Source organism: Isoptericola haloaureus, from assembly GCF_036689775.1.
GTDB classification, from domain to species: Bacteria; Actinomycetota; Actinomycetes; order Actinomycetales; family Cellulomonadaceae; genus Isoptericola; species Isoptericola haloaureus.
In genome coordinates, this window is sequence record NZ_JBAGLP010000099.1 from 1 (window position 1) to 17,656 (window position 17,656).

The 17,656-nt window shown below is 73.0% G+C and carries 18 protein-coding genes; 12 read left to right on the forward strand and 6 right to left on the reverse strand.

Annotation, left to right across the window (positions count from 1 at the left end; genetic code table 11):
- The first annotated feature begins 267 nt into the window (after positions 1 to 267).
- Positions 268 to 1,329 carry an IS110 family RNA-guided transposase gene (locus V5O49_RS01060; RefSeq protein ID WP_332900604.1) on the forward strand — a complete coding sequence of 354 codons (1,062 nt, stop codon included), beginning with the start codon at positions 268 to 270 and terminating at the stop codon, positions 1,327 to 1,329.
- Positions 1,330 to 1,347: 18 nt separating this feature from the next.
- On the opposite strand, the gene V5O49_RS01065 is transcribed toward V5O49_RS01060, so the two are convergent.
- The 3 genes from V5O49_RS01065 to V5O49_RS01075 are packed head-to-tail and all read right to left on the reverse strand — an operon-like array spanning position 1,348 to position 4,395.
- The gene (locus tag V5O49_RS01065; protein WP_332900605.1) at positions 1,348 to 2,166 is read right to left on the reverse strand and encodes a carbohydrate ABC transporter permease; all 819 of its coding nucleotides are present in this window, start codon (positions 2,164 to 2,166) and stop codon (positions 1,348 to 1,350) included.
- Between the two features lie 8 nt (positions 2,167 to 2,174).
- Entirely contained in the window at positions 2,175 to 3,134 is a 960-nt protein-coding gene (locus V5O49_RS01070) for a carbohydrate ABC transporter permease (protein WP_332900606.1), read from the reverse strand.
- A 52-nt stretch (positions 3,135 to 3,186) separates the two neighbouring features.
- Positions 3,187 to 4,395: a sugar ABC transporter substrate-binding protein gene (locus V5O49_RS01075; protein WP_332900607.1), complete on the reverse strand. Its 1,209-nt coding sequence runs from the start codon at positions 4,393 to 4,395 to the stop codon at positions 3,187 to 3,189.
- Positions 4,396 to 4,573: 178 nt separating this feature from the next.
- Between V5O49_RS01075 and V5O49_RS01080 the strand changes: the two genes are divergently transcribed.
- Genes V5O49_RS01080 through V5O49_RS01095 form a run of 4 tightly spaced genes read left to right on the forward strand, consistent with a single transcriptional unit; the run spans position 4,574 to position 9,392 of the window.
- On the forward strand, positions 4,574 to 5,575 hold the full coding sequence (locus V5O49_RS01080) for a LacI family DNA-binding transcriptional regulator (protein ID WP_332900757.1): 1,002 nt from the start codon (positions 4,574 to 4,576) through the stop codon (positions 5,573 to 5,575).
- Between the two features lie 46 nt (positions 5,576 to 5,621).
- Positions 5,622 to 7,940, forward strand: coding sequence for an alpha-xylosidase (gene yicI / locus V5O49_RS01085; RefSeq protein WP_332900608.1), 2,319 nt, complete (start codon positions 5,622 to 5,624; stop codon positions 7,938 to 7,940).
- Positions 7,937 to 8,860, forward strand: a complete 924-nt coding sequence (locus tag V5O49_RS01090; protein ID WP_332900609.1) for an NAD(P)-dependent oxidoreductase — start codon at positions 7,937 to 7,939, stop codon at positions 8,858 to 8,860. The genes yicI and V5O49_RS01090 overlap by 4 nt, the downstream gene beginning before the upstream one ends.
- 4 nt (positions 8,861 to 8,864) lie before the next feature.
- A complete protein-coding gene (locus V5O49_RS01095; RefSeq protein ID WP_332900610.1) occupies positions 8,865 to 9,392 on the forward strand; it encodes a gluconokinase in 528 nt (175 codons plus the stop codon).
- Between the two features lie 16 nt (positions 9,393 to 9,408).
- Here the strand turns inward: V5O49_RS01095 and V5O49_RS01100 are convergent, their stop codons facing one another.
- Positions 9,409 to 10,014 (reverse strand): DUF998 domain-containing protein, encoded by a 606-nt coding sequence (locus V5O49_RS01100; protein ID WP_332900611.1) that lies wholly within the window; start codon positions 10,012 to 10,014, stop codon positions 9,409 to 9,411.
- A 186-nt stretch (positions 10,015 to 10,200) separates the two neighbouring features.
- On the opposite strand from V5O49_RS01100, the gene V5O49_RS01105 reads away from it, so the two are divergent.
- From V5O49_RS01105 to V5O49_RS01130, 6 genes are all read left to right on the forward strand, one after another.
- Entirely contained in the window at positions 10,201 to 10,500 is a 300-nt protein-coding gene (locus tag V5O49_RS01105; RefSeq protein WP_332900612.1) for a hypothetical protein, read from the forward strand.
- A gap of 97 nt (positions 10,501 to 10,597) precedes the next feature.
- Complete coding sequence (locus tag V5O49_RS01110; RefSeq protein ID WP_332900613.1) at positions 10,598 to 11,026, forward strand: ScoMcrA-related endonuclease; 429 nt, start codon at positions 10,598 to 10,600, stop codon at positions 11,024 to 11,026.
- An 89-nt stretch (positions 11,027 to 11,115) separates the two neighbouring features.
- Positions 11,116 to 11,334 (forward strand): SHOCT domain-containing protein, encoded by a 219-nt coding sequence (locus V5O49_RS01115; RefSeq protein WP_332900614.1) that lies wholly within the window; start codon positions 11,116 to 11,118, stop codon positions 11,332 to 11,334.
- Positions 11,334 to 12,794: a multicopper oxidase family protein gene (locus tag V5O49_RS01120; RefSeq protein ID WP_332900615.1), complete on the forward strand. Its 1,461-nt coding sequence runs from the start codon at positions 11,334 to 11,336 to the stop codon at positions 12,792 to 12,794. Before V5O49_RS01115 ends, V5O49_RS01120 begins: the two co-directional genes overlap by 1 nt.
- Positions 12,795 to 12,816: 22 nt before the next feature.
- Positions 12,817 to 13,080, forward strand: coding sequence for an SHOCT domain-containing protein (locus V5O49_RS01125; RefSeq protein WP_332900616.1), 264 nt, complete (start codon positions 12,817 to 12,819; stop codon positions 13,078 to 13,080).
- Positions 13,081 to 13,226: 146 nt separating this feature from the next.
- On the forward strand, positions 13,227 to 14,378 hold the full coding sequence (locus V5O49_RS01130; RefSeq protein ID WP_332900617.1) for a hypothetical protein: 1,152 nt from the start codon (positions 13,227 to 13,229) through the stop codon (positions 14,376 to 14,378).
- A gap of 11 nt (positions 14,379 to 14,389) precedes the next feature.
- Here the strand turns inward: V5O49_RS01130 and V5O49_RS01135 are convergent, their stop codons facing one another.
- Complete coding sequence (locus V5O49_RS01135; RefSeq protein ID WP_332900618.1) at positions 14,390 to 15,592, reverse strand: alpha/beta hydrolase; 1,203 nt, start codon at positions 15,590 to 15,592, stop codon at positions 14,390 to 14,392.
- Positions 15,593 to 15,664: 72 nt separating this feature from the next.
- Entirely contained in the window at positions 15,665 to 16,033 is a 369-nt protein-coding gene (locus V5O49_RS01140) for a DUF2200 domain-containing protein (RefSeq protein ID WP_332900619.1), read from the reverse strand.
- A gap of 182 nt (positions 16,034 to 16,215) precedes the next feature.
- Here V5O49_RS01140 and V5O49_RS01145 point away from each other — a divergent pair, with 182 nt between their 5' ends.
- Entirely contained in the window at positions 16,216 to 17,655 is a 1,440-nt protein-coding gene (locus V5O49_RS01145; protein ID WP_332900620.1) for an FAD-dependent oxidoreductase, read from the forward strand.
- The last annotated feature ends 1 nt before the right edge of the window (position 17,656 follow it).

Consider the following 17,656-nt stretch of genomic DNA (forward strand, 5'->3'; position numbering starts at 1 on the left):
TCGACTGACTGTGAGGATCGCGTTCGCAGCCTGATGGTGCTGGGCTGTGGATCGGTGGTCTTGAGCGTGACCCTTCGACTGACTGGTCTCGTGCCTTTCACACGACTTGTCCGCTCGAGGCTGCCGGCCCCGGCCCGGTCGGAGTGACTGGCCTGATCAGGAGCTTGACCGTCGGGCGTTCGCGGCGCCCGACGTGTCCCGTCACAGTCCTGCCGATTCTCCGTCCCGGACCGGACCCACGTCCCGTCCCGGCTAAGGAGAGAACGCATGACCAGTCTGACCGATCTACGCGAGGTGGTCGATGTCGTCATCGGCGTCGACACCCACGTCCTGACCCACAGTGCTGCCGCCATCGACGCCCGCACCGGTGGCGTCCTGGGCGAGGTGACGGTCGAGGCCACCGCCGAGGGATACGCCCGACTCATCGAGCTCGCCGACTCGGCCGGCATGCTGCGCGTGTGGGCCATCGAGGGCACCGGCGGCCACGGCGCCGGCCTGACCCGCTACCTGGAACGGCGCCAAGAGGTCGTCGTCGAGCTCGACCGTCCCGAACGGGCACGACGCCGCAACGGTGCCAAGTCCGACCCCCTGGACGCGATCCGCGCGGCCCGCGAGGCACTGGCACGCACCCGCCTGGGCACGCCACGAGCCGCCGGGGACCGCCAGGCACTGTCGGTACTGATGGCCGCCCGCCGTTCCGCGGTCGCGGCCGGCACCGACGCGCAACGGCAGGTGTTCAGCCTGGTCATCGCCGCGCCCGAACCACTGCGCGCCCGGCTGCGCGGCCAGAAGCCGCCTCAGATGCTCACCACCGCGGCCGCGCTACGGGTTCACGCGTCCTGGGACCGGGAGACCATCGCGACGGTGACCGTGCTGCGATCCCTGGCCCGCCGAGCCCGTGCACTGGCCGACGAGGCCGCCATCCACGAGAAAGCGATCCTGGCGATCGTCCGGTCCTGGCGCCCCGACCTCCTGGACCAGCCCGGCATCGGCCCGATCGTGGCAGCGACCGTGCTGTGTGCCTGGTCCCACCCAGGACGCATCCACTCCGAAGCCGCGTTCGCGATGCTCGCCGGCGTCGCCCCGATCCCCGCCACCAGCGGACGAGTCACCAACCGACACCGACTCAACCGCTACGGCGACCGACAGCTCAACCGCGCGTTGCACACCATCGCACTCTCGCGGCTGCGCTACGACGACCGCAGCCGCCAGTACGCCCAGCGCCGGACCTCCGAAGGCAAGACCCCCCGGGAGATCCGACGCTGCCTCAAGCGCTACATCGCCCGCGACCTCTACCGACTACTCGAAGCCGGACCCACCACCCCTTGACAACCATAGGAGCGTCGACTACTTGACGGCCCCGCCCATCGCCCCGGCGGCGATGTACCGCTGGGCCAGCACGAGCAGCACGATCGCCGGGATCGACGACAGCACGGCGGTCGCCATGACGGGTCCCCAGCTCTGCACGTTGCCCTGCAGGTAGTCGTAGATGCCGAGGGTGACCGGCTTGATGTCCGCGCCCGTGGTCAGCGTCAGGCCGAACATGAAGTCGCTCCAGGCGAACAGGAAGCAGAACAGCCCGGCGGTGATGAGGGAGTTCTTGCTCACCGGCACGATGATCGACCAGAAGGCCCGGAAGTGGCTCGCACCGTCGACCCGGGCCGCCTCGGTCAGCGCCGGCGGGATCGACCGCATGAAGGCGCTCATGATGAGGATCGCGAACGGGATGCCGTGGGTGGCGTTGGCCAGGACGAGCCCCGCGTAGGAGTTCAGCAGACCGAGGTCGTTGAACAGCGTGTACAGCGAGTTCGCGATGACGATGCCGGGGATCATCTGGGCCAGCAGCAGGGCGAACAGGAAGACCCCCAGGCCGCGCAGCCGGAACCGGGACACCGCGTAGGCGGCCGGCGTGGCGATCGCCAGGGAGACCGCCACGGCCCCGAGCGCCACGACGATGCTGGTGAGCAGGTTGCCGGTCTGGTCCTCGATGGCGGTGCGGTAGCCGTCGAACGTGACGTCGGTGGGCAGGAACGTGCTGCTGGCCGCGGTGCTGCCGCCCTGCAGCGAGACGTTCACCATCCAGTAGACCGGGAACAGCATGAAGGCCAGGAGCACGATCCCCAGGATCGTGTGCGGCAGCGTGCGGGAGGTGGTCGTCGGCGACATCTCGAACCTCACTCATCCTCGGCGCGGCGGTTGGCGCGCAGGTAGACGACGGCGAACACCAGGGAGACGACGATGAGGACGTTGCTCACCGCGGCCCCGGTGCCGAAGGAGAACTCCTGGAACGAACGCCGGTAGGAGTCGGTGGCGAGCGTCTGCGTGGCGTTCGCCGGTCCCCCGCCCGTGAGTCCCAGGATGATGTCGAGCACCTTGAGCGTGTAGATCACGCCCAGCACGAGCACGACGTTGACGACGGGACGCAGGCTCGGCCACGTGATGTGCCGGAAGGCCTTCCAGCCCGTGGCGCCGTCGAGGGCACCGGCTTCGTAGAGCTCGTCGGGGATGTTCTGCAGCCCGCTGTACAGCAGCGTCATGTTGAACGGGATGCCGACCCAGACGTTCACGAGGATCACCGCGACCAGCGCGACGTCCGGGCTGGTCAGCCAGCGCACGGGGTCGTCGATGATCCCGACGCCCTGCAGGGTCTGGTTGAGGATGCCGCCGTCCTGGTCGAGGATCCAGCGCCACACGGCGCTGCCGGCGATCATCGGCAGCAGCCACGGCAGGAGCAGCAGCGACCGCAGCACGTTGCTCAGCGGGAACCGGCGCTTGAAGAACAGCGCGAACAGCAGCCCGATGACGAACTGCCCGGCGATGGACCCCAGGGTGAACAGCACCGTGTTGACCACGGTGGTCTGGAAGATCCCGCTCGAGACGACCTCGGCGTAGTTCGCCAGGCCGACCCAGGGCGCCTCGCCGGTGACGAAGGTGCGCACCGAGTAGTCCTGGAACCCCATGACGAGGTTCTTGACGATCGGGTAGCCGAAGAAGACCAGCACGTAGGCGATCGCGGGCACGAGGAAGAGCCACTGGGCGGTGAGCTCGCGCCGTCGGGCGCGCCGGCGTGCCGGTGGGGCGGACCGCGGCGGCGCGCTGGCGCCCGTCGGTCCGGCGGCGAGGGTCGTGGTCATCGTCGTCCGTCCTCTCGATCGGTCGGGGTCGACCCGGGGCGTGCGGGGCGCATCAGTCCTGTCCCGCCACGCGCTCGAGCGCTTCCGCCGGGGACTCGGTGTCGGTCAGGGCGAGCTGTTCGGCGGTGTAGATCTGGGTGGCGGCGCGCGGCCAGTCGGGGCCCAGCAGCGCGGTGCGGGCGCGGGCGGTCTGCACGGTGTCGACGAACGTGGCCACGGTCGGGTTCGTCCGTGCGGCCTCCGCCGCGACCGCGCTGTCGGCCGGCACGGCCCCGCGGCCGGTGGCCATCGTCAGCTGGTTCTCCCCGCCGACGACGCAGTCGACGAACTCACCGGCCCGGGCCATCTTGTCCGGGTCGCCGGTGTCGGGGACGGTGAAGGCCTCGCCGCCGAGGGGCGCCACGAGCGTGTCGCCGGGCGCGGGGACCGGCAGCGGGACCGAGTCGTACTCGAGACCCTCGGCGGCCTCGAGGCTGGGCATGTTCCACGGTCCGTTGACCATCATCGCGGCGTTGCCGGCGAGGAACTGGTCGTTGACGTCGTTCTGCGACCAGTTGACGACGCTGGCGGACGCCGAGCCGTCGGCGACCAGCGCGTCGACGAGCTCGAGCGCCCGCACCGCCTCGGGCGAGTCCAGGTCGTCCTCGGTGGCGCCGTTGCTCCACAGGAACGGCAGGAGCTGCCAGGTGCCCTCGAACGAGTTGGTCGCGCTGAACGCGATGCCGTACCGGTCCTCGGTGGTCAGCTCGGCGGCGGCCGCACGCAGCTGATCCCACGTCCGCGGGGGCTCGAGGCCGGCCTCGGCCAGGGCCTCGGCGTCGTAGAACAGCCCGATGCTGTTGACCACCGGGGCGATGCCGTACAGCGCACCGTCGTAGGTCCCGGCGTCGATCACGCCCTGCGGGAACCCGTCGCCGGTGATGCCGTAGTCGCCCAGCGGGCTCAGCGCGCCCGACGAGGCGATCTGCTGCACGTCCGGGTTGTCGAGCATGAGCACGTCGGGCAGCGTGCGTGAGGACGCCTGCTGGAGCACGGTGGCGATGAGCCCGGAGCCGGCCACGTGGTTGGCCCGGACCTGCATGCCCACCTCGGCGGCGCAGGCGTCGTAGATCTCCTCGTAGATGGGCGCGCTGGTCGCCGACATGGTGTCGGTCACGACCAGCGTGTCGGCGTCGGCCCGGCCCTGGTCGGCACAGGCCGACAGGCTCAGGACGACGGCGGCGGCCGACGCCGCACCGACGGCGGTGTGGGTTCGTCGCACGGTCGAAGCTCCTTCGCTCGGTGTGGTGCTGGGGCGGGCCATGACCCGCGTCGCATCAAAGCGCTTTACCGCCGACACCGTACACGGCGTCAAAGCGCTTTACCAACCCCCGGTCGGTGTGTGATCATCGGATCGCACACCGCACCGACGACCTCCGGAGGAAGCCCACGTGGTGACCATGCAGGACGTGGCCGACCGGGCCGGCGTCTCCCTGACGACGGTCTCGTTCGTCGTCAACGGCACCAAGCCGGTCGCCGAGCGGACGCGGGCGCGGGTGCAGGCGGCCATGGCCGACCTCGGCTACCGTCGCAACGTCGTGGCCCGTGCGCTGGCGAGTCAACGGACCCGGATCGTGGCGCTGGTGTTCCCGGCGCTCGAGCACGGCCTCGGCGGCGCGGCCCTGAGCATCGTCACCGCGGCGGCCTCCGCCGCCACCCGGCGGGGCTTCAACGTCGTGCTGTGGCCCGTCACGGGTGCCGACCAGCTCGAGGACTACGTCTCCGGGGGCCTCGCCGACGGCGTGCTGCTCATGGAGGTCACCGCGCAGGACCCGCGCGTGGAGGTGCTGCAGCGCCGCGCCGTCCCGTTCGGGCTCATCGGTCGCACCGAGGACGTCGAGGGTCTGTCGTACGTCGACATGGACTTCGACGCCATGCTCGCCACCGGCCTCGACCACCTCGTCGGACTCGGCCACGAGCGCGTCGCGCTCTTCGTCGGGGACCTCGGCACCACGGCTCCGGCGGGCTACGGCCCGGTCGCACGCACGGAGGCCGCCTACCTGCACGAGACCGCCGCGCGCGGGCTCGAGCCCGTCGTGGTCCGCGGTGCCCAGGACCCCCGCTCCGGGCACCGCACCGCCGACGAGCTGCTCGCCCGTCACCCCGAGGTCACTGCCGTGCTGGCCCTCAACGAGGCCGCGCTGTCAGGCTTCGTCAACGGGCTCGTGGCCGGGGGACGCTCGGTCCCCGACGACGTCTCCGTGCTCGGCGTCGCCACCTCCGCCGAGGCCGTCTCCACCGCCGACCCGCCGGTCTCGGCCGTCGTCGCCCCCGGGCACGACCTCGGCAGCCGCAGCGTCGACGCCCTGATCGACCGCCTCGCCGAGCCGACGGCGCCCCCGCTGCGGCTCCTGCTCGACGGCGAGCTCCAGCCGGCCGGATCCACCGCACCGCCGCGCTGAGGCGCGCCTCCCCCACGCTCCCGCACCACCACTGGGAAGGTTCCCGATGAAGTTCACCGACGGTTTCTGGCACGCCCGCCGAGGGGTCGCCATCCACTACGCCCGCGAGGTCGACCGGATCACGGCCGCCGAGGGCGAGCTGCACGCCATCGCGCCGACGCGCGTCGTCCGGGACCGCGGCGACACCCTCAACACCCCGGTGCTCACGACGTCGGTGTCCGCCCCGATGGAGAACGTGATCCGGGTGCGCCACACCCACCACCGAGGTGCCGGCGAGCCGTTCCGCTTCGAGGTCGACGAGGTCGAGGGGGCAGGACGGGCCACCGTCGTCGACGGCGCGGGCACGCTCACCTCGGGCAAGCTCAGCGCCCGGCTCGCGGTCGGGAAGTCGTGGGAGCTCGATTTCCGTGCGGCGGGGCGCACGCTGACCCGCTCCGGCGGGAAGTCCGCCGCCTGGGTCGACGTCTCCCCCGACGCCGCGGTGGACCACGGCGCCACGCAGCTCGAGCGCGAGGGCCGGACCAGCTACGTCTTCGACCAGCTCGACCTCGGCGTCGGCGAGCTCGTCTACGGCCTGGGCGAACGGTTCGGCCCGGTCGTCAAGAACGGCCAGACCGTCGACATCTGGAACGAGGACGGCGGGACGTCCAGCGAGCAGGCCTACAAGAACGTCCCGTTCTACCTCACCAACGCCGGCTACGGCGTCTTCGTCAACGACTCCGGGCACGTCTCCTACGAGGTGGGCTCCGAGGCCGTCGAGCGGGTGCAGTTCTCCGTGCCCGGCGAGACGCTGGAGTACTTCGTCATCTACGGCCCGGACCCGAAGACGATCCTCGAGCGGTACACGGCGCTCACCGGGCGCCCCGCCCGCGTCCCGGCGTGGTCGTACGGCCTGTGGCTGTCGACGTCGTTCACCACCGACTACGACGAGGAGACCGTCGCCTCGTTCGTCGACGGCATGGCAGAGCGCGACATCCCGTTGAGCCTGTTCCACTTCGACTGCTTCTGGATGCGCGAGTTCACCTGGTGCGACTTCGAGTGGGACGAGCGGGTCTTCCCCGACCCCGACGGCATGCTGGCGCGGCTGCACGACCGCGGGCTGCGGGTGTGCGTGTGGATCAACCCGTACATCGCCCAGCAGTCGCCGCTGTTCGACGAGGGCATGGCCGCCGGCTACCTGGTGCGGAACCGCGACGGCAGCGTCTGGCAGTGGGACCGCTGGCAGGCCGGCATGGCGCTGGTGGACTTCACCAACCCCGATGCCACGGCCTGGTACCAGGACAAGCTGCGCCGGCTCGTGCGGCAGGGCGTCGACGCCTTCAAGACCGACTTCGGCGAGCGCATCCCGACCGACGTGCAGTACTTCGACGGCTCCGACCCGGAGCGCATGCACAACTACTACACGCATCTGTACAACCAGGCGGTCCACGAGGTCCTCGCCTCCGAGCGCGGGGCCGACGACGCCGTGCTGTTCGCCCGCTCGGCCACCGCCGGCGGGCAGCAGTTCCCGGTGCACTGGGGCGGCGACAACACCGCCTCGTACGTGTCGATGGCCGAGTCCCTGCGCGGCGGGCTCTCCCTGGCCTGCAGCGGGTTCGGCTACTGGAGCCACGACATCGGCGGCTTCGAGATGACCCCGGACGCCGGCGTGTTCAAGCGCTGGGTGGCCTTCGGACTGTTCTCCAGCCACTCGCGCCTGCACGGCAGCGGGTCCTACCGGGTCCCGTGGATGTTCGGCGAGGACGAGTCCGACCCGACCGGCGCCGTCGCCGTGACCCGGAAGTTCGCACGGCTCAAGAACCGCCTGGCGCCCTACCTGGTCGCCACGGGCGAGGAGGCGCACCGGCGCGGGACGCCCATGATGCGACCGATGCTGCTGGAGTTCCCCGACGATCTCACGGTGGCGCACCTGGACCGGCAGTACATGCTCGGCGCCGACCTCCTCGTCGCCCCGGTCTTCAGCGCCGAGGGCCACGTGGACGTCTACCTGCCCGCCGGCGAGTGGGCCGGCCTCCTGACGGGCGAGCGCGTCCACGGCGGCGGCTGGGTCCGCGAGCAGCACGACTTCGACTCCCTGCCGGTCTACCTGCGCCCCGGCGCCGTCGTCCCGCTCAGCCGGCACGAGGACCGCCCCGACGCCGACCACCTCGACGGGCTGACGCTGCTCGTCCACGCCGGCCCCGAGCCCGACTGGTCACGCACCGTCGAGGTCGCCGGCCCGGACGGCACGGCCGTGCCCTTCACCGTGGCCCGCGAGGACGGCGTCCTGGTCGCCCGGTCGACGCAGGACTCCTCCTGGTCGGTGCAGGTCGTCGGCGGCGAGACCGTCGCGGCCACCGGCGGGCGGGCGGAGGTGTCCGCATGAGCGCCCGCCCGGCGATCAGCGCCGGCCCGGAGACGCCCGCGTGGGTTCCCGATGCCGTCGCGGCCGCGGGCGCCCGCCTCGTCCCGCTCGGCACCGAGACCGAGGGCCTGCTCTGGTTCGGACCGCTCGGCGTCGACGGGTTGGGGCCGGCGTTGCGGTCCGCGCCCCGGGCACGCTGGGTGCAGCTCCCCTCCGCCGGCGTCGACGCCGCGCTCGACGCCGGGCTGATCGACGCCGACCGCACCTGGACCTCGGCCAAGGGATCGTTCGCCGAGCCCGTGGCCGAGCACGCCCTGGCCCTGACCCTGGCCGCGCTGCGGCGGCTGCCCGAACGCGCGCGGGCCCGGACCTGGGGCGTCGAGGCCGGGCTGTCGCTGTTCGACGCGCGCGTGCTCGTCCTCGGCGCCGGCGGCATCGCCCGGACGTACCTGGAGCTGCTGGCCCCGTTCCGGACCCGCAACGTCGTGGTCCGCCGGCGACCCGACCCGGTCCCGGGCGCCGACCGGGTCGTGACCGGCGAGAGCCTGATCGACGAGCTCGGACGGGCGGACGTCGTCGTGCTGGCCGCCGCGCTGACCGACCGGACCCGCGCGCTGCTCGGCGCGGACGAGTTGGCGGCGATGCGCCCCGGCGCGACGCTCGTCAACATCGCCCGCGGCGAGCTGGTCGACACCGACGCCCTCGTCGCGGCCCTGCGCTCCGGCCAGGTCGGGGCGGCCGCGCTCGACGTGACCGATCCCGAGCCGCTGCCGGACGGACACCCCCTGTGGGAGCTGCCGACCGCTCTGGTGACCCCGCACACGGCCGACACGCCGGAGATGGTCGAGCCACTGCTGCGCCGACGTGTCGAGGAGAACCTGCGGCGGTTCGTCGCCGGGGACACCCTCGAGGGCGTCGTCGACCCGACGACGGGGTACTGAGATTGTGCTCGGCACCGTGCGCGGGGTCGTCGTCATGGGGGTGTCCGGCTGCGGCAAGTCGACCGTCGGCGCCCTGCTCGCGGCCCGCTGGCACGCACGGTTCGTGGACGCCGACGACCTCCACCCGGCGTCGAACGTCGCGAAGATGAGCGCCGGCGAGCCGCTGACCGACGCCGACCGCGCTCCGTGGCTCCGGCGGACCGGCGAGGTGATCGCCGAGACGGCCGACGCCGGCCGGGCGGTCGTCGTGGCCTGCTCGGCGCTGCGCCGCACGTACCGCGACATGCTGCGCGACGGCGCGGGCGGCGACGTCGCGTTCGTCCACCTGACGGCCGACCGTGACCTGCTCGTGGAGCGGACGACCTGCCGGACCGACCACTTCATGCCCCCCGCGCTGCTCGACTCCCAGCTCGCCACCCTGGAGCCGCTCGCGTCCGACGAGACCGGCACGACCGTGGACGTCACGACCGCGCCGGAGACCGTGGTCGACCGGGTCGCGGCATGGTCGGCACGAGTGCCCGGGGTCCGCTGAGGGTCGCGGCGACCGGTCAGATCTCGCGGACGCGCCCCGGGGCGTCCGGGTGCGAGAGCCGCACCGCTTCGACGCCGTACCACGTGAAGCCGATGACGAAGATCAGTCGCTCGGTGACCCCGGCACCCCCGGGCATCGTCTCCGCGGCCAGGGCGAGCACGGGCGCGCCGGCGAGCGCGACGACGTCCAGCACCGCGATCCGTCCGGGGCGGCGACCTCGCTGGATGCGCACCCCGAGCACGCCCACGAAGAACGCCCCCACCGCGACGGTCGCGGCCCAGGTGTGCAGGGAGGCCTCGACGGTGTCCCCCGGCCCGCCGTACCAGGGGCTGGCCGAGAACACGGCGAGGCAGACCATGGCCGTGGCGTAGACGGCGTGGGCGGCGCGTCCCACGGGCCCCCACGCCTCTCCCGCCCGTGCGGCCTCCACGAGCACCGCGAGACCGAGCAGCACGTACCCGGTGCGGGCGAGCCACGCCCCGGGCACGCCCTGGGCGCCGGCACGGGTCACGGGCTGACGCAGCACCTCGTAGGAGTCGGGCAGCACGAGCGGCGCCAGTGCCAGGCACGCGGCGGCCATGGCGAGGAGCGCCAGCACGACGGCAGCGGTGGGTCGGCTCACGCCGACACGATCTCATCGTCCGCCCCGTCGGGCGCGTCGTCGCACCCCAGCGGGGTGAAGCCCCGGGGGGGGCGCAGCCCGTCGACGGGCGTGCGGCGGCGGACGTGCCTACCGTCGACGTGGCGGCGCAGGAGCGGGCTCGACGGCGAGCCCGCCCGGTCGCCACGACCCTCCGGGAGTCCTCCGATGAAGAAGATCGCTGTCGGTGCCGCCACGCTCGCCCTCCTCGCCGCCCCGCTGGCCGCCGCCCCGGCCGCTGCCGCCGGGCACGGGCCCCACCCGTCGTGCTGGGGCCAGGCCTCGGCCGTGTTCGCCCAGATGCAGATGATGGGCGAGCACTCGTCGAGCTTCCCGACCCCGAGGGTCGGGCTGCGCAACCTGGCCCGCGACCTCGCCGAGGTCGGTGCCATCGAGGACGACAGCATGGCCGACCTCGGTGTGTTCGTCGCCACGGAGCTCGGCCTCGAGATCGACGCCTGCGTGTAACTGACCTGCGGCGACGCCCGGGATCCGACCGGAGACCGGGCGTCGCCGCGGTCCAGGCACGACCGGCGGGGCGTGCGGGTGACCTACGCTCGGGACCATGGCCACCTTCTCCTCCGTCACGCGCACGCACGTGCTCTCGGCGATCGCCGAGCACGACGACCGGGGCGCCTCCGCGTTCCTGTCCGTCTACGGGTTCTCCCCGACGCCCGGCGTCACCTTGACGCACGACGGCGAGGCCTACGACGCGACCGCGATCCTCGCCGTCGCACACCGCTACGCCACCGGGCGCGCGGCCCTGCCCGAGGAGATGACCGGCGGCAAGGTCGCGGTCGGCACGCTGCTGGGCAAGCGCGGTTTCGACGTGACCGGCGGTCGGCCCGCCGCGACGTCGGCGCGCCGCAGCACCGCGAAGGCCCCGCGCTCCACCACGCCCCGCAAGGCGCCCGAGCCGGAGAAGCCGACGCCCGTGTGCCCGTCGTGCTTCATGGCGCTGCCGGCCACCGGAGTCTGCGACAGCTGCGGCTGAGCACCCCGCACGGGGCGTTCGCCGCCACCGTGCCCCGATTGTTACGGTGGGGGGTATCTGACGTCGCCCCGCACCGAGGAGCAGCACTCATGGCCTGGTTCTACGCCACGCTCCTGCTGCTCGGCGTCGCCCTCCTGACGACCGTCGCCGTCCGCGTCCTCGTCGGCGGCGTCGCCCGGGCCCGGTCCCACCGGCCCCCCGACCGTGCCGCGCACGGTTCTGCGCGCCGGATCCTCGACGAGCGCTACGCGGCCGGCGAGCTGGACACCGCCGAGTACGAGCATCGCCGCCGGGCGCTGGAGGGCTGATGGAACCGATCAGCCGACGTACGGCCCTGGCGCTCGGCGGGATCGGCCTGGTCAGCGCGACGGTCGGCGGCGTCGGCCTGTGGCGCGAGCTCGCTGCGACCGGTCCGGCGGGAACCGCCGGAGGGACGTTCCGCGCGCCGGAGGAGCTGCGCAGCGCCGACGGCGTGCTCGACGTCCGGCTCGAGGTGTCCCGGGGACTGCACGACGTCGCCGGACGGCAGGCGACCACCCTCGGCTACAACGGAGGGGTCCCCGGGCCCACCCTGCGGGTCCGCGCCGGGGACACGCTCCGGATCGAGCTCGTCAACCGGCTCCAGGAGGCGACCAACCTCCACGTCCACGGACTGCACGTCTCGCCGGAGGGCACAGCCGACAACGTGTTCCTCTCCGTCGGGCCGGGCACTTCCCAGCAGTACGAGTACGTCCTGCCGGCAGACCACCCGGCCGGCACCTTCTGGTACCACCCGCACCTGCACGGCACCGTGGCCGACCAGCTCTTCGGCGGCCTCTACGGGGCCATCGTCGTCGACGACCCGACGCAGGACCTCCCCGTCACCCGCGAGCGCACCCTGGTCGTCTCCGACCTCACCCTGGACGGATCCGGCCACGTCGTGGCCGCCTCCGCGCCCGAACGCATGATGGGCCGCGAGGGCGACCTCGTCCTGGTCAACGGCCAGCTCCGCCCCCGCCTGGACGCGACCTCCGGGGAACGGGAGCTCTGGCGCGTCGTCAACGCCTGCGCCTCACGGTTCCTCGACCTGAGCCTGGCCGGGCAGGACGTCCGCGTGGTCGGCCGCGACGGTGCCCGCCTCGGCAGGGACTCGGGCCTGGACGGCATCGTGCTGACACCCGGCAACCGGGCCGACCTGGTAGTCGAGCCCACCGAGGGACGGAGCGAGCTGACCGCCCACCCCGTCGACCGGGGTGGTCCCATGGGCCACATGATGGGGTCCGACCTGCTCCCGGGCGACGGCGGTCCCGTGGCGATCGCCGACCTCGTCGTCGGCCCGGGTCCGACGGCGGACCTCGCGCCCGTCCCCGCAGCTCCGGCGCCACGGGACCTGCGCGACACCGAGGTATCCGGGCGCCGCACGCTCACGTTCCGGATGGGGATGGGCGGCATGATGGCCGGCGGCGGGGGCTTCACCATCGACGGACGGACCTTCGACCCGGACCGTGTCGACCAGCAGGTGCGGCTCGGCACGGTCGAGGAGTGGACGATCCGCAACGACAGCCCGATGGACCACCCCTTCCACCTCCATGTCTGGCCGATGCAGGTGCTCGCGGTCGGCGGGAGCCCGGTGTCGGAGCCGCTCTGGCTCGACGTCGTGAACGTCCCCGCCGGCGGGGCGGTCACCGTGCGCGTCCCGTTCGAGGACTTCGGCGGCCGCACCGTGTACCACTGCCACGTCCTCGACCACGAGGACCTCGGGATGATGGGGACCGTCACCGCCCGGTGAGGGCCCCGGAAAGGAGAGCGCCATGATGTTCGACGGATGGGGCATGGGATGGATGTGGCTCGTCTGGCCGCTGGTGACCGTCGGCGTCGTGCTGCTGGTCGTGCTGCTGGTGCGCGGACTCGGCAGCAGCTCCGGCGGAGGCCAGGGCCAGGCCCCTCCCCCGACCTCCGGGCGTCCGCCGAACCGGGCGCGCGAGATCCTCGACGAGCGGTACGCCCGGGGCGAGCTCTCGGACGAGGAGTACGAGGAACGCCGACGGCGGTTGAGCGACGACGGCGGTCGCTAGCCGGCGCCGCACCCCTCAGGACCCCCTCAGCGCTCCCCCACCCGGTCACCAAGGAACGGGCCCCACGGCACTCCAGACTCGTGGACCGGCGACCCGCCCCACAGGTTCTGGTCGCCGTCCGACCGAACCTGACCCGAGGGAGCACCATGGCCGAGCCCAGCGCACGCGTCGACCGCCATCTGTTCGCGGTGCCGCGGGACTCACGGCCCGTCATGGATCTGCAGTACGCCGACGAGCACGTCGAGATCCTGGGCTGCCACCCGCTGTCCGACCTCGCCCAGGGCGACCATCTCGCCGTCGGGGTCGAGGCGTACGTCGTCGCCACCCGCAACCTGGTGGCCGAGCGCGACCCCGCCGGCTACTGGTGGGTCAACCAGAGGGTGGAGGACGACGTGCGCCGGCTCGTCGAGGCCGGCGTCGAGCGGACCGTACCGCTGTCCGGGCCCCGGGGCCGCGCCGCGCTCGCGGCCCAGCACCCGGTGCTGGACCGGTGGTGGGGCGACGCCGCCGAGCCGGGGCGCGACGGCGCCGACTTCTGCTACATGCCCCGCTGGCGCGAGCACGTCCCGTCGGCACGGGCCCTGTGGCCGCTGCAGAACCCGGACGCTCCTCGGCTGCCCTTCGACCACGGCGCTCTGCCCAGCGACGACGACTGGACCGTCTGGTCGCACGTGTCGGACGCCGTCGGGATCCGTTCGCGTGCCGCGGTCATGGCGGCGCTGCTCAGGACGCGGTTCGTGGGGCACGACTGGGCCTCGTGGGTCTCGCTGGCCGGCGGCGCCCTGCTGCCGGTGATGTCCTCGGCCGTGGCGTTGAGCGTCGCGGGCGTCGACGTGGACGTCGAGCTCTGGGACTCCGACCCGGAGGCGATGATGCTGGCCGAGACGCTGGCGGAGAAGCACGAGCTGCTGGGCCACTTCGCGGTGCGGGGCGCCAACCTGTACGACCTGGCGGCCCTGGCCGACGTCGGGCCCCGTTACGACATGGTCGACGTCCTCGGCTTCTTCGAGTACCTGCCCACCGACCTCGTCCCGGGCCTGCGCGTGCCGACCGCCGGCGACTTCCTGTCCGCCGCGCTGTCCCTCGCCAAGCCCGGAGGCACCCTCGTGCTCGGCAACATGCTCAGCAGCCGTCCCCAGCTCGACTTCGTGACGCGTCTCGTGCAGTGGCCGTACATCCGCCCCCGCAGCCTCGACGAGCTGCTGGACGTCATCCGTCGCGCCGGGGTCCACGACGACCAGATCACGCTGTACCTGCCCGACGACGGGGTGTACGCGGTCGCCACGATCGACGTCTGAGTCCGCGCGGCTTACTCCGCCAGGAACGCGTCGATCCGGGCCAGGAAGTCCGGCCACGCCGGCTCCGCGGCACCGATCAGGTGGCTCGCGCTGTCCAGGAGGGCGAGCCGGCTGTCCGGGACGAGGGCGGCCAGCTCGCTCGCCTGCGAGGCGGGCACCCGCACGTCCCCGCGGGAGTGCAGGATCAGGGTCGGGCACCGGACCTGAGGCGCGCTGGCGGAGACGTCGAGGCTCCCGAACTCCTCGAGGAACCGCACCGCGTTGGCCGGTGAGGTGGTCTGGCGCTGGAACTCGGTGAACTCGGCCCACTCCTCCGGCGTACCGTCGGGCAGGAACTGCGAGGCGAAGACCCGCAGGAAGCTCGGGTCCTGACGGGTCCACCCCACACGGGCCAGGTCCAGGTCGAGGGCGGCCTCGGCGCGTTCGACGTCGTCGGCCGCCCGCACGCCGCGGCCGCGCGCGTAGGCGCCGGCCAGCACGAGCCGGCTGACCCGCTCGGGGTGCCGCGCGGCGTAGGCGATGGCCACGGCTCCGCCCTGGGACACGCCGAGCAGGGGGAAGCGCTCGAGGCCGCAGGCGTCGACCACCGTCTCGAGGTCCCGGACCCACGCCTCGAGGCTGAAGTCGGGGACCTCCCAGTCCGAGAGTCCGCACCCCCGCTCGTCGTAGCGGATCAGGGTGCGGTTGCGGGCCAGGCCCTTGATCCAGTGCGACCACACGGGCGTGGACCACTCGAGATCGAGGTGGCTCATCCAGTTCGCCGCCTTGACCAACGGCGCACCCTCGCCGACCGAGGCGTAGGCGATCCGGGTGCCGTCGCCGGCACGGCAGAACCGGATCGACTGGTGCTCGGCTCCGACGGATGCCGCCGGCGTGGCCGGCTCCGCCCTGCCGTCCGGCACCCGGACGCCGCCGACGAACTGGTAGCCGCGGCCGTGGGCCGTGCGGATCAACCGCTGCTCGCCGCCGCTGTCTCCGACGGCGGCACGCGCGGCCCGCAGCGCGGTGGTCAGAGCCGCCTCGCTGACGAAGCGGCTGCCCCACACCGAGTCGAGCAGCTCGTGCTTGGAAACCACCCGGTCACGACGTGCGACGAGGTACAGCAGCACGTCGAAGACCCGGGGCTCGACGCGGACCGGCGCGCCGTCGCGGCGCAGCTCGTAGCGGGCGGCGTCGAGCTCGAACTCCTCGAAGCGGTAGGTCTCGGCGGGCACGGCGTGATGCTAGCCGCGCGAGCGGAGCCGTGCCGGACCTGCGGCCCGGCCGACGGCGCGTCGCCGCGGGTTTCACCCGGTGCTGCGAGCCGGTTCGCGCAGGATCGACGACATCTTCTTGCCGCGTGCCACCTCGTCGACGAGCTTGTCCAGGTAGCGGATCTTCTGCATCAACGGGTCGTCGATGTCCTCGACCCGGTGCCCGCAGATCACGCCCGTGATGAGCGTGGCGTGCGGGTTCATCCGCGGCGCGCGCTCGAAGAACGTGGCCATGTCGGTCTCGTCGTCGAGCACCCGCTGCAGGCCGGCGTCGTCGTAGCCCGTCAGCCAGGTGATGACCTGGTGCAGCTCGACGACGGTGTGCCCCTTGCGCTCGACCTTCGCCACGTAGTGGGGATAGATGCTCGCGAAGCTCATGGTGAAGATCCGGTGGCCGGTCATGGGGACCATGATGCCCGACGACCCCGTGCGGCCGGGGTCGCCACGGTTCACCCGCTCCGCCACACGGTCCTCAGACGCCCCCGGAGCGTTCCTCAGACCAGGTGTCGAGGCTGGTGACGTCCGGAGGGAACCGCTCCGGACGCGGACACCAGCGGCCATCCGCCGCGGAACGGGACACCTCCATGGCACGCACCACCCACGAAGCACCCGGATGCACCGCGATCGTCGTCGGCGCCGGCATGGCCGGACTGCTGGCCGCGCGGGCGCTGAGCGAGCACGTCGACTCCGTCGTCGTGCTGGAGCGGGACGCCCTGTCCCCGACGCCGCGAGCGCGGCGCGGGGTCCCGCAGGGCCGCCACGCGCACGTGCTGCTCGCCGCCGGGCAGCAGGTGCTCGAGCGGTGGTTCCCCGGGCTCACCGGCGACCTCGTGGACCGGGGCGCGATCGCCGTCGACACCAGGGACCTCGTCTGGCACCAGGGCGGCGGCTACCGTGCTCGCTGCGACCTCGGTCGCCCCACGCTGGCGATGACGCGCCCCCTGCTCGAGACGACGGTGCGGCAGCGCCTGCTCCGGCAGTGTGCCGGCGTCACGGTCGTCGACCGCACCCCGGTCGACGGCCCGGTCGTGGAGGACGGCCGGGTGGTCGGCGTCGCGATCGGCTTCCAGGAGATGCGGGCCGACCTGGTGGTCGACTGCTCGGGCCGCAGCACCCAGATGCTCTCGGCGCTCGCCCGGGAGGGTTTCCCGGAGCCCGACGTCTCGGCGATCCGGATCGACATGGCCTACCGCACCCGGGTGGTCGAACGGCACGACGGCACGATCGACGGCAGCGTCGCGGTCGCGATCGACGACCCCCGGCAGGGGCACCGGATGGGCGTGGCCCTGCCCGTCGAGCACGACCGGTGGATCGTCACCCTCGGGTCCTTCCACGGCGACCCCGCCCCGACGGACCCGGCGTCCTTCGAGGACGCCGCCCGCGCGCTGCCCGCCCCGGAGCTCGCCGCGGTGCTCGCCTCCGGCGACGCGCAAGGCACCGTGCAGCGCTACCGCATGCCCACCAGCCGACGGCGGCACGTCGAGCGGGCCGGTCGTGTCGCGCCCGGCTTCGTCGTGCTCGGCGACGCCGTGTGCAGCTTCAACCCGGTCTACGGCCAGGGCATGACCTCGGCGGCACTCCAGGCCCTGGCGCTCGGCGAGTGTGTGGGCCGGTTCGGCCCGGCCTCGGACCGGCTGCCCGCGACGTTCTACCGCCGGGCCGCCCGGGTCGTCGACGTGCCGTGGCGCATCGCGGCGGGCGGCGACTTCGCCGACCCGCGCACCACCGGGGCCAAGTCGACCGGCACGGACCTGACGAACCGCTTCCTCGAGCGTGTCTTCCGCGCCTGCCACTCGTCGCCGGCGGTGGCCCGGCAGACCCAGCGGGTGCAGAACCTGCTCGACCCGCCGAGCTCGCTGCTGCGCCCGGACCGGCTGCTGCGGATCCTGCTGGCGGACCGACGGGGAGGGGCCGCCGAGCGACGCAGCGCCGTCGGCGTACCGCCGCGCGAACCGTCGGTCGCACCGCCGCAGTCGGTCGACCGCCATGCCGCCGAGCTGCACCGTCGGATGGTCCTGCGCTGAC

What these genes read in the sequence shown, in the direction of transcription:
- V5O49_RS01060 (WP_332900604.1), top strand. Translation starts at nt 268, where the DNA reads ATGACCAGTCTGACCGATCTACGCGAGGTGGTCGATGTCGTCATCGGC.
- V5O49_RS01065 (WP_332900605.1), bottom strand. Translation starts at nt 2,166, where the DNA reads ATGTCGCCGACGACCACCTCCCGCACGCTGCCGCACACGATCCTGGGG.
- V5O49_RS01070 (WP_332900606.1), bottom strand. Translation starts at nt 3,134, where the DNA reads ATGACCACGACCCTCGCCGCCGGACCGACGGGCGCCAGCGCGCCGCCG.
- V5O49_RS01080 (WP_332900757.1), top strand. Translation starts at nt 4,574, where the DNA reads ATGCAGGACGTGGCCGACCGGGCCGGCGTCTCCCTGACGACGGTCTCG.
- yicI (WP_332900608.1), top strand. Translation starts at nt 5,622, where the DNA reads ATGAAGTTCACCGACGGTTTCTGGCACGCCCGCCGAGGGGTCGCCATC.
- V5O49_RS01090 (WP_332900609.1), top strand. Translation starts at nt 7,937, where the DNA reads ATGAGCGCCCGCCCGGCGATCAGCGCCGGCCCGGAGACGCCCGCGTGG.
- V5O49_RS01105 (WP_332900612.1), top strand. Translation starts at nt 10,201, where the DNA reads ATGAAGAAGATCGCTGTCGGTGCCGCCACGCTCGCCCTCCTCGCCGCC.
- V5O49_RS01110 (WP_332900613.1), top strand. Translation starts at nt 10,598, where the DNA reads ATGGCCACCTTCTCCTCCGTCACGCGCACGCACGTGCTCTCGGCGATC.
- V5O49_RS01115 (WP_332900614.1), top strand. Translation starts at nt 11,116, where the DNA reads ATGGCCTGGTTCTACGCCACGCTCCTGCTGCTCGGCGTCGCCCTCCTG.
- V5O49_RS01120 (WP_332900615.1), top strand. Translation starts at nt 11,334, where the DNA reads ATGGAACCGATCAGCCGACGTACGGCCCTGGCGCTCGGCGGGATCGGC.
- V5O49_RS01125 (WP_332900616.1), top strand. Translation starts at nt 12,817, where the DNA reads ATGATGTTCGACGGATGGGGCATGGGATGGATGTGGCTCGTCTGGCCG.
- V5O49_RS01130 (WP_332900617.1), top strand. Translation starts at nt 13,227, where the DNA reads ATGGCCGAGCCCAGCGCACGCGTCGACCGCCATCTGTTCGCGGTGCCG.
- V5O49_RS01140 (WP_332900619.1), bottom strand. Translation starts at nt 16,033, where the DNA reads ATGACCGGCCACCGGATCTTCACCATGAGCTTCGCGAGCATCTATCCC.
- V5O49_RS01145 (WP_332900620.1), top strand. Translation starts at nt 16,216, where the DNA reads ATGGCACGCACCACCCACGAAGCACCCGGATGCACCGCGATCGTCGTC.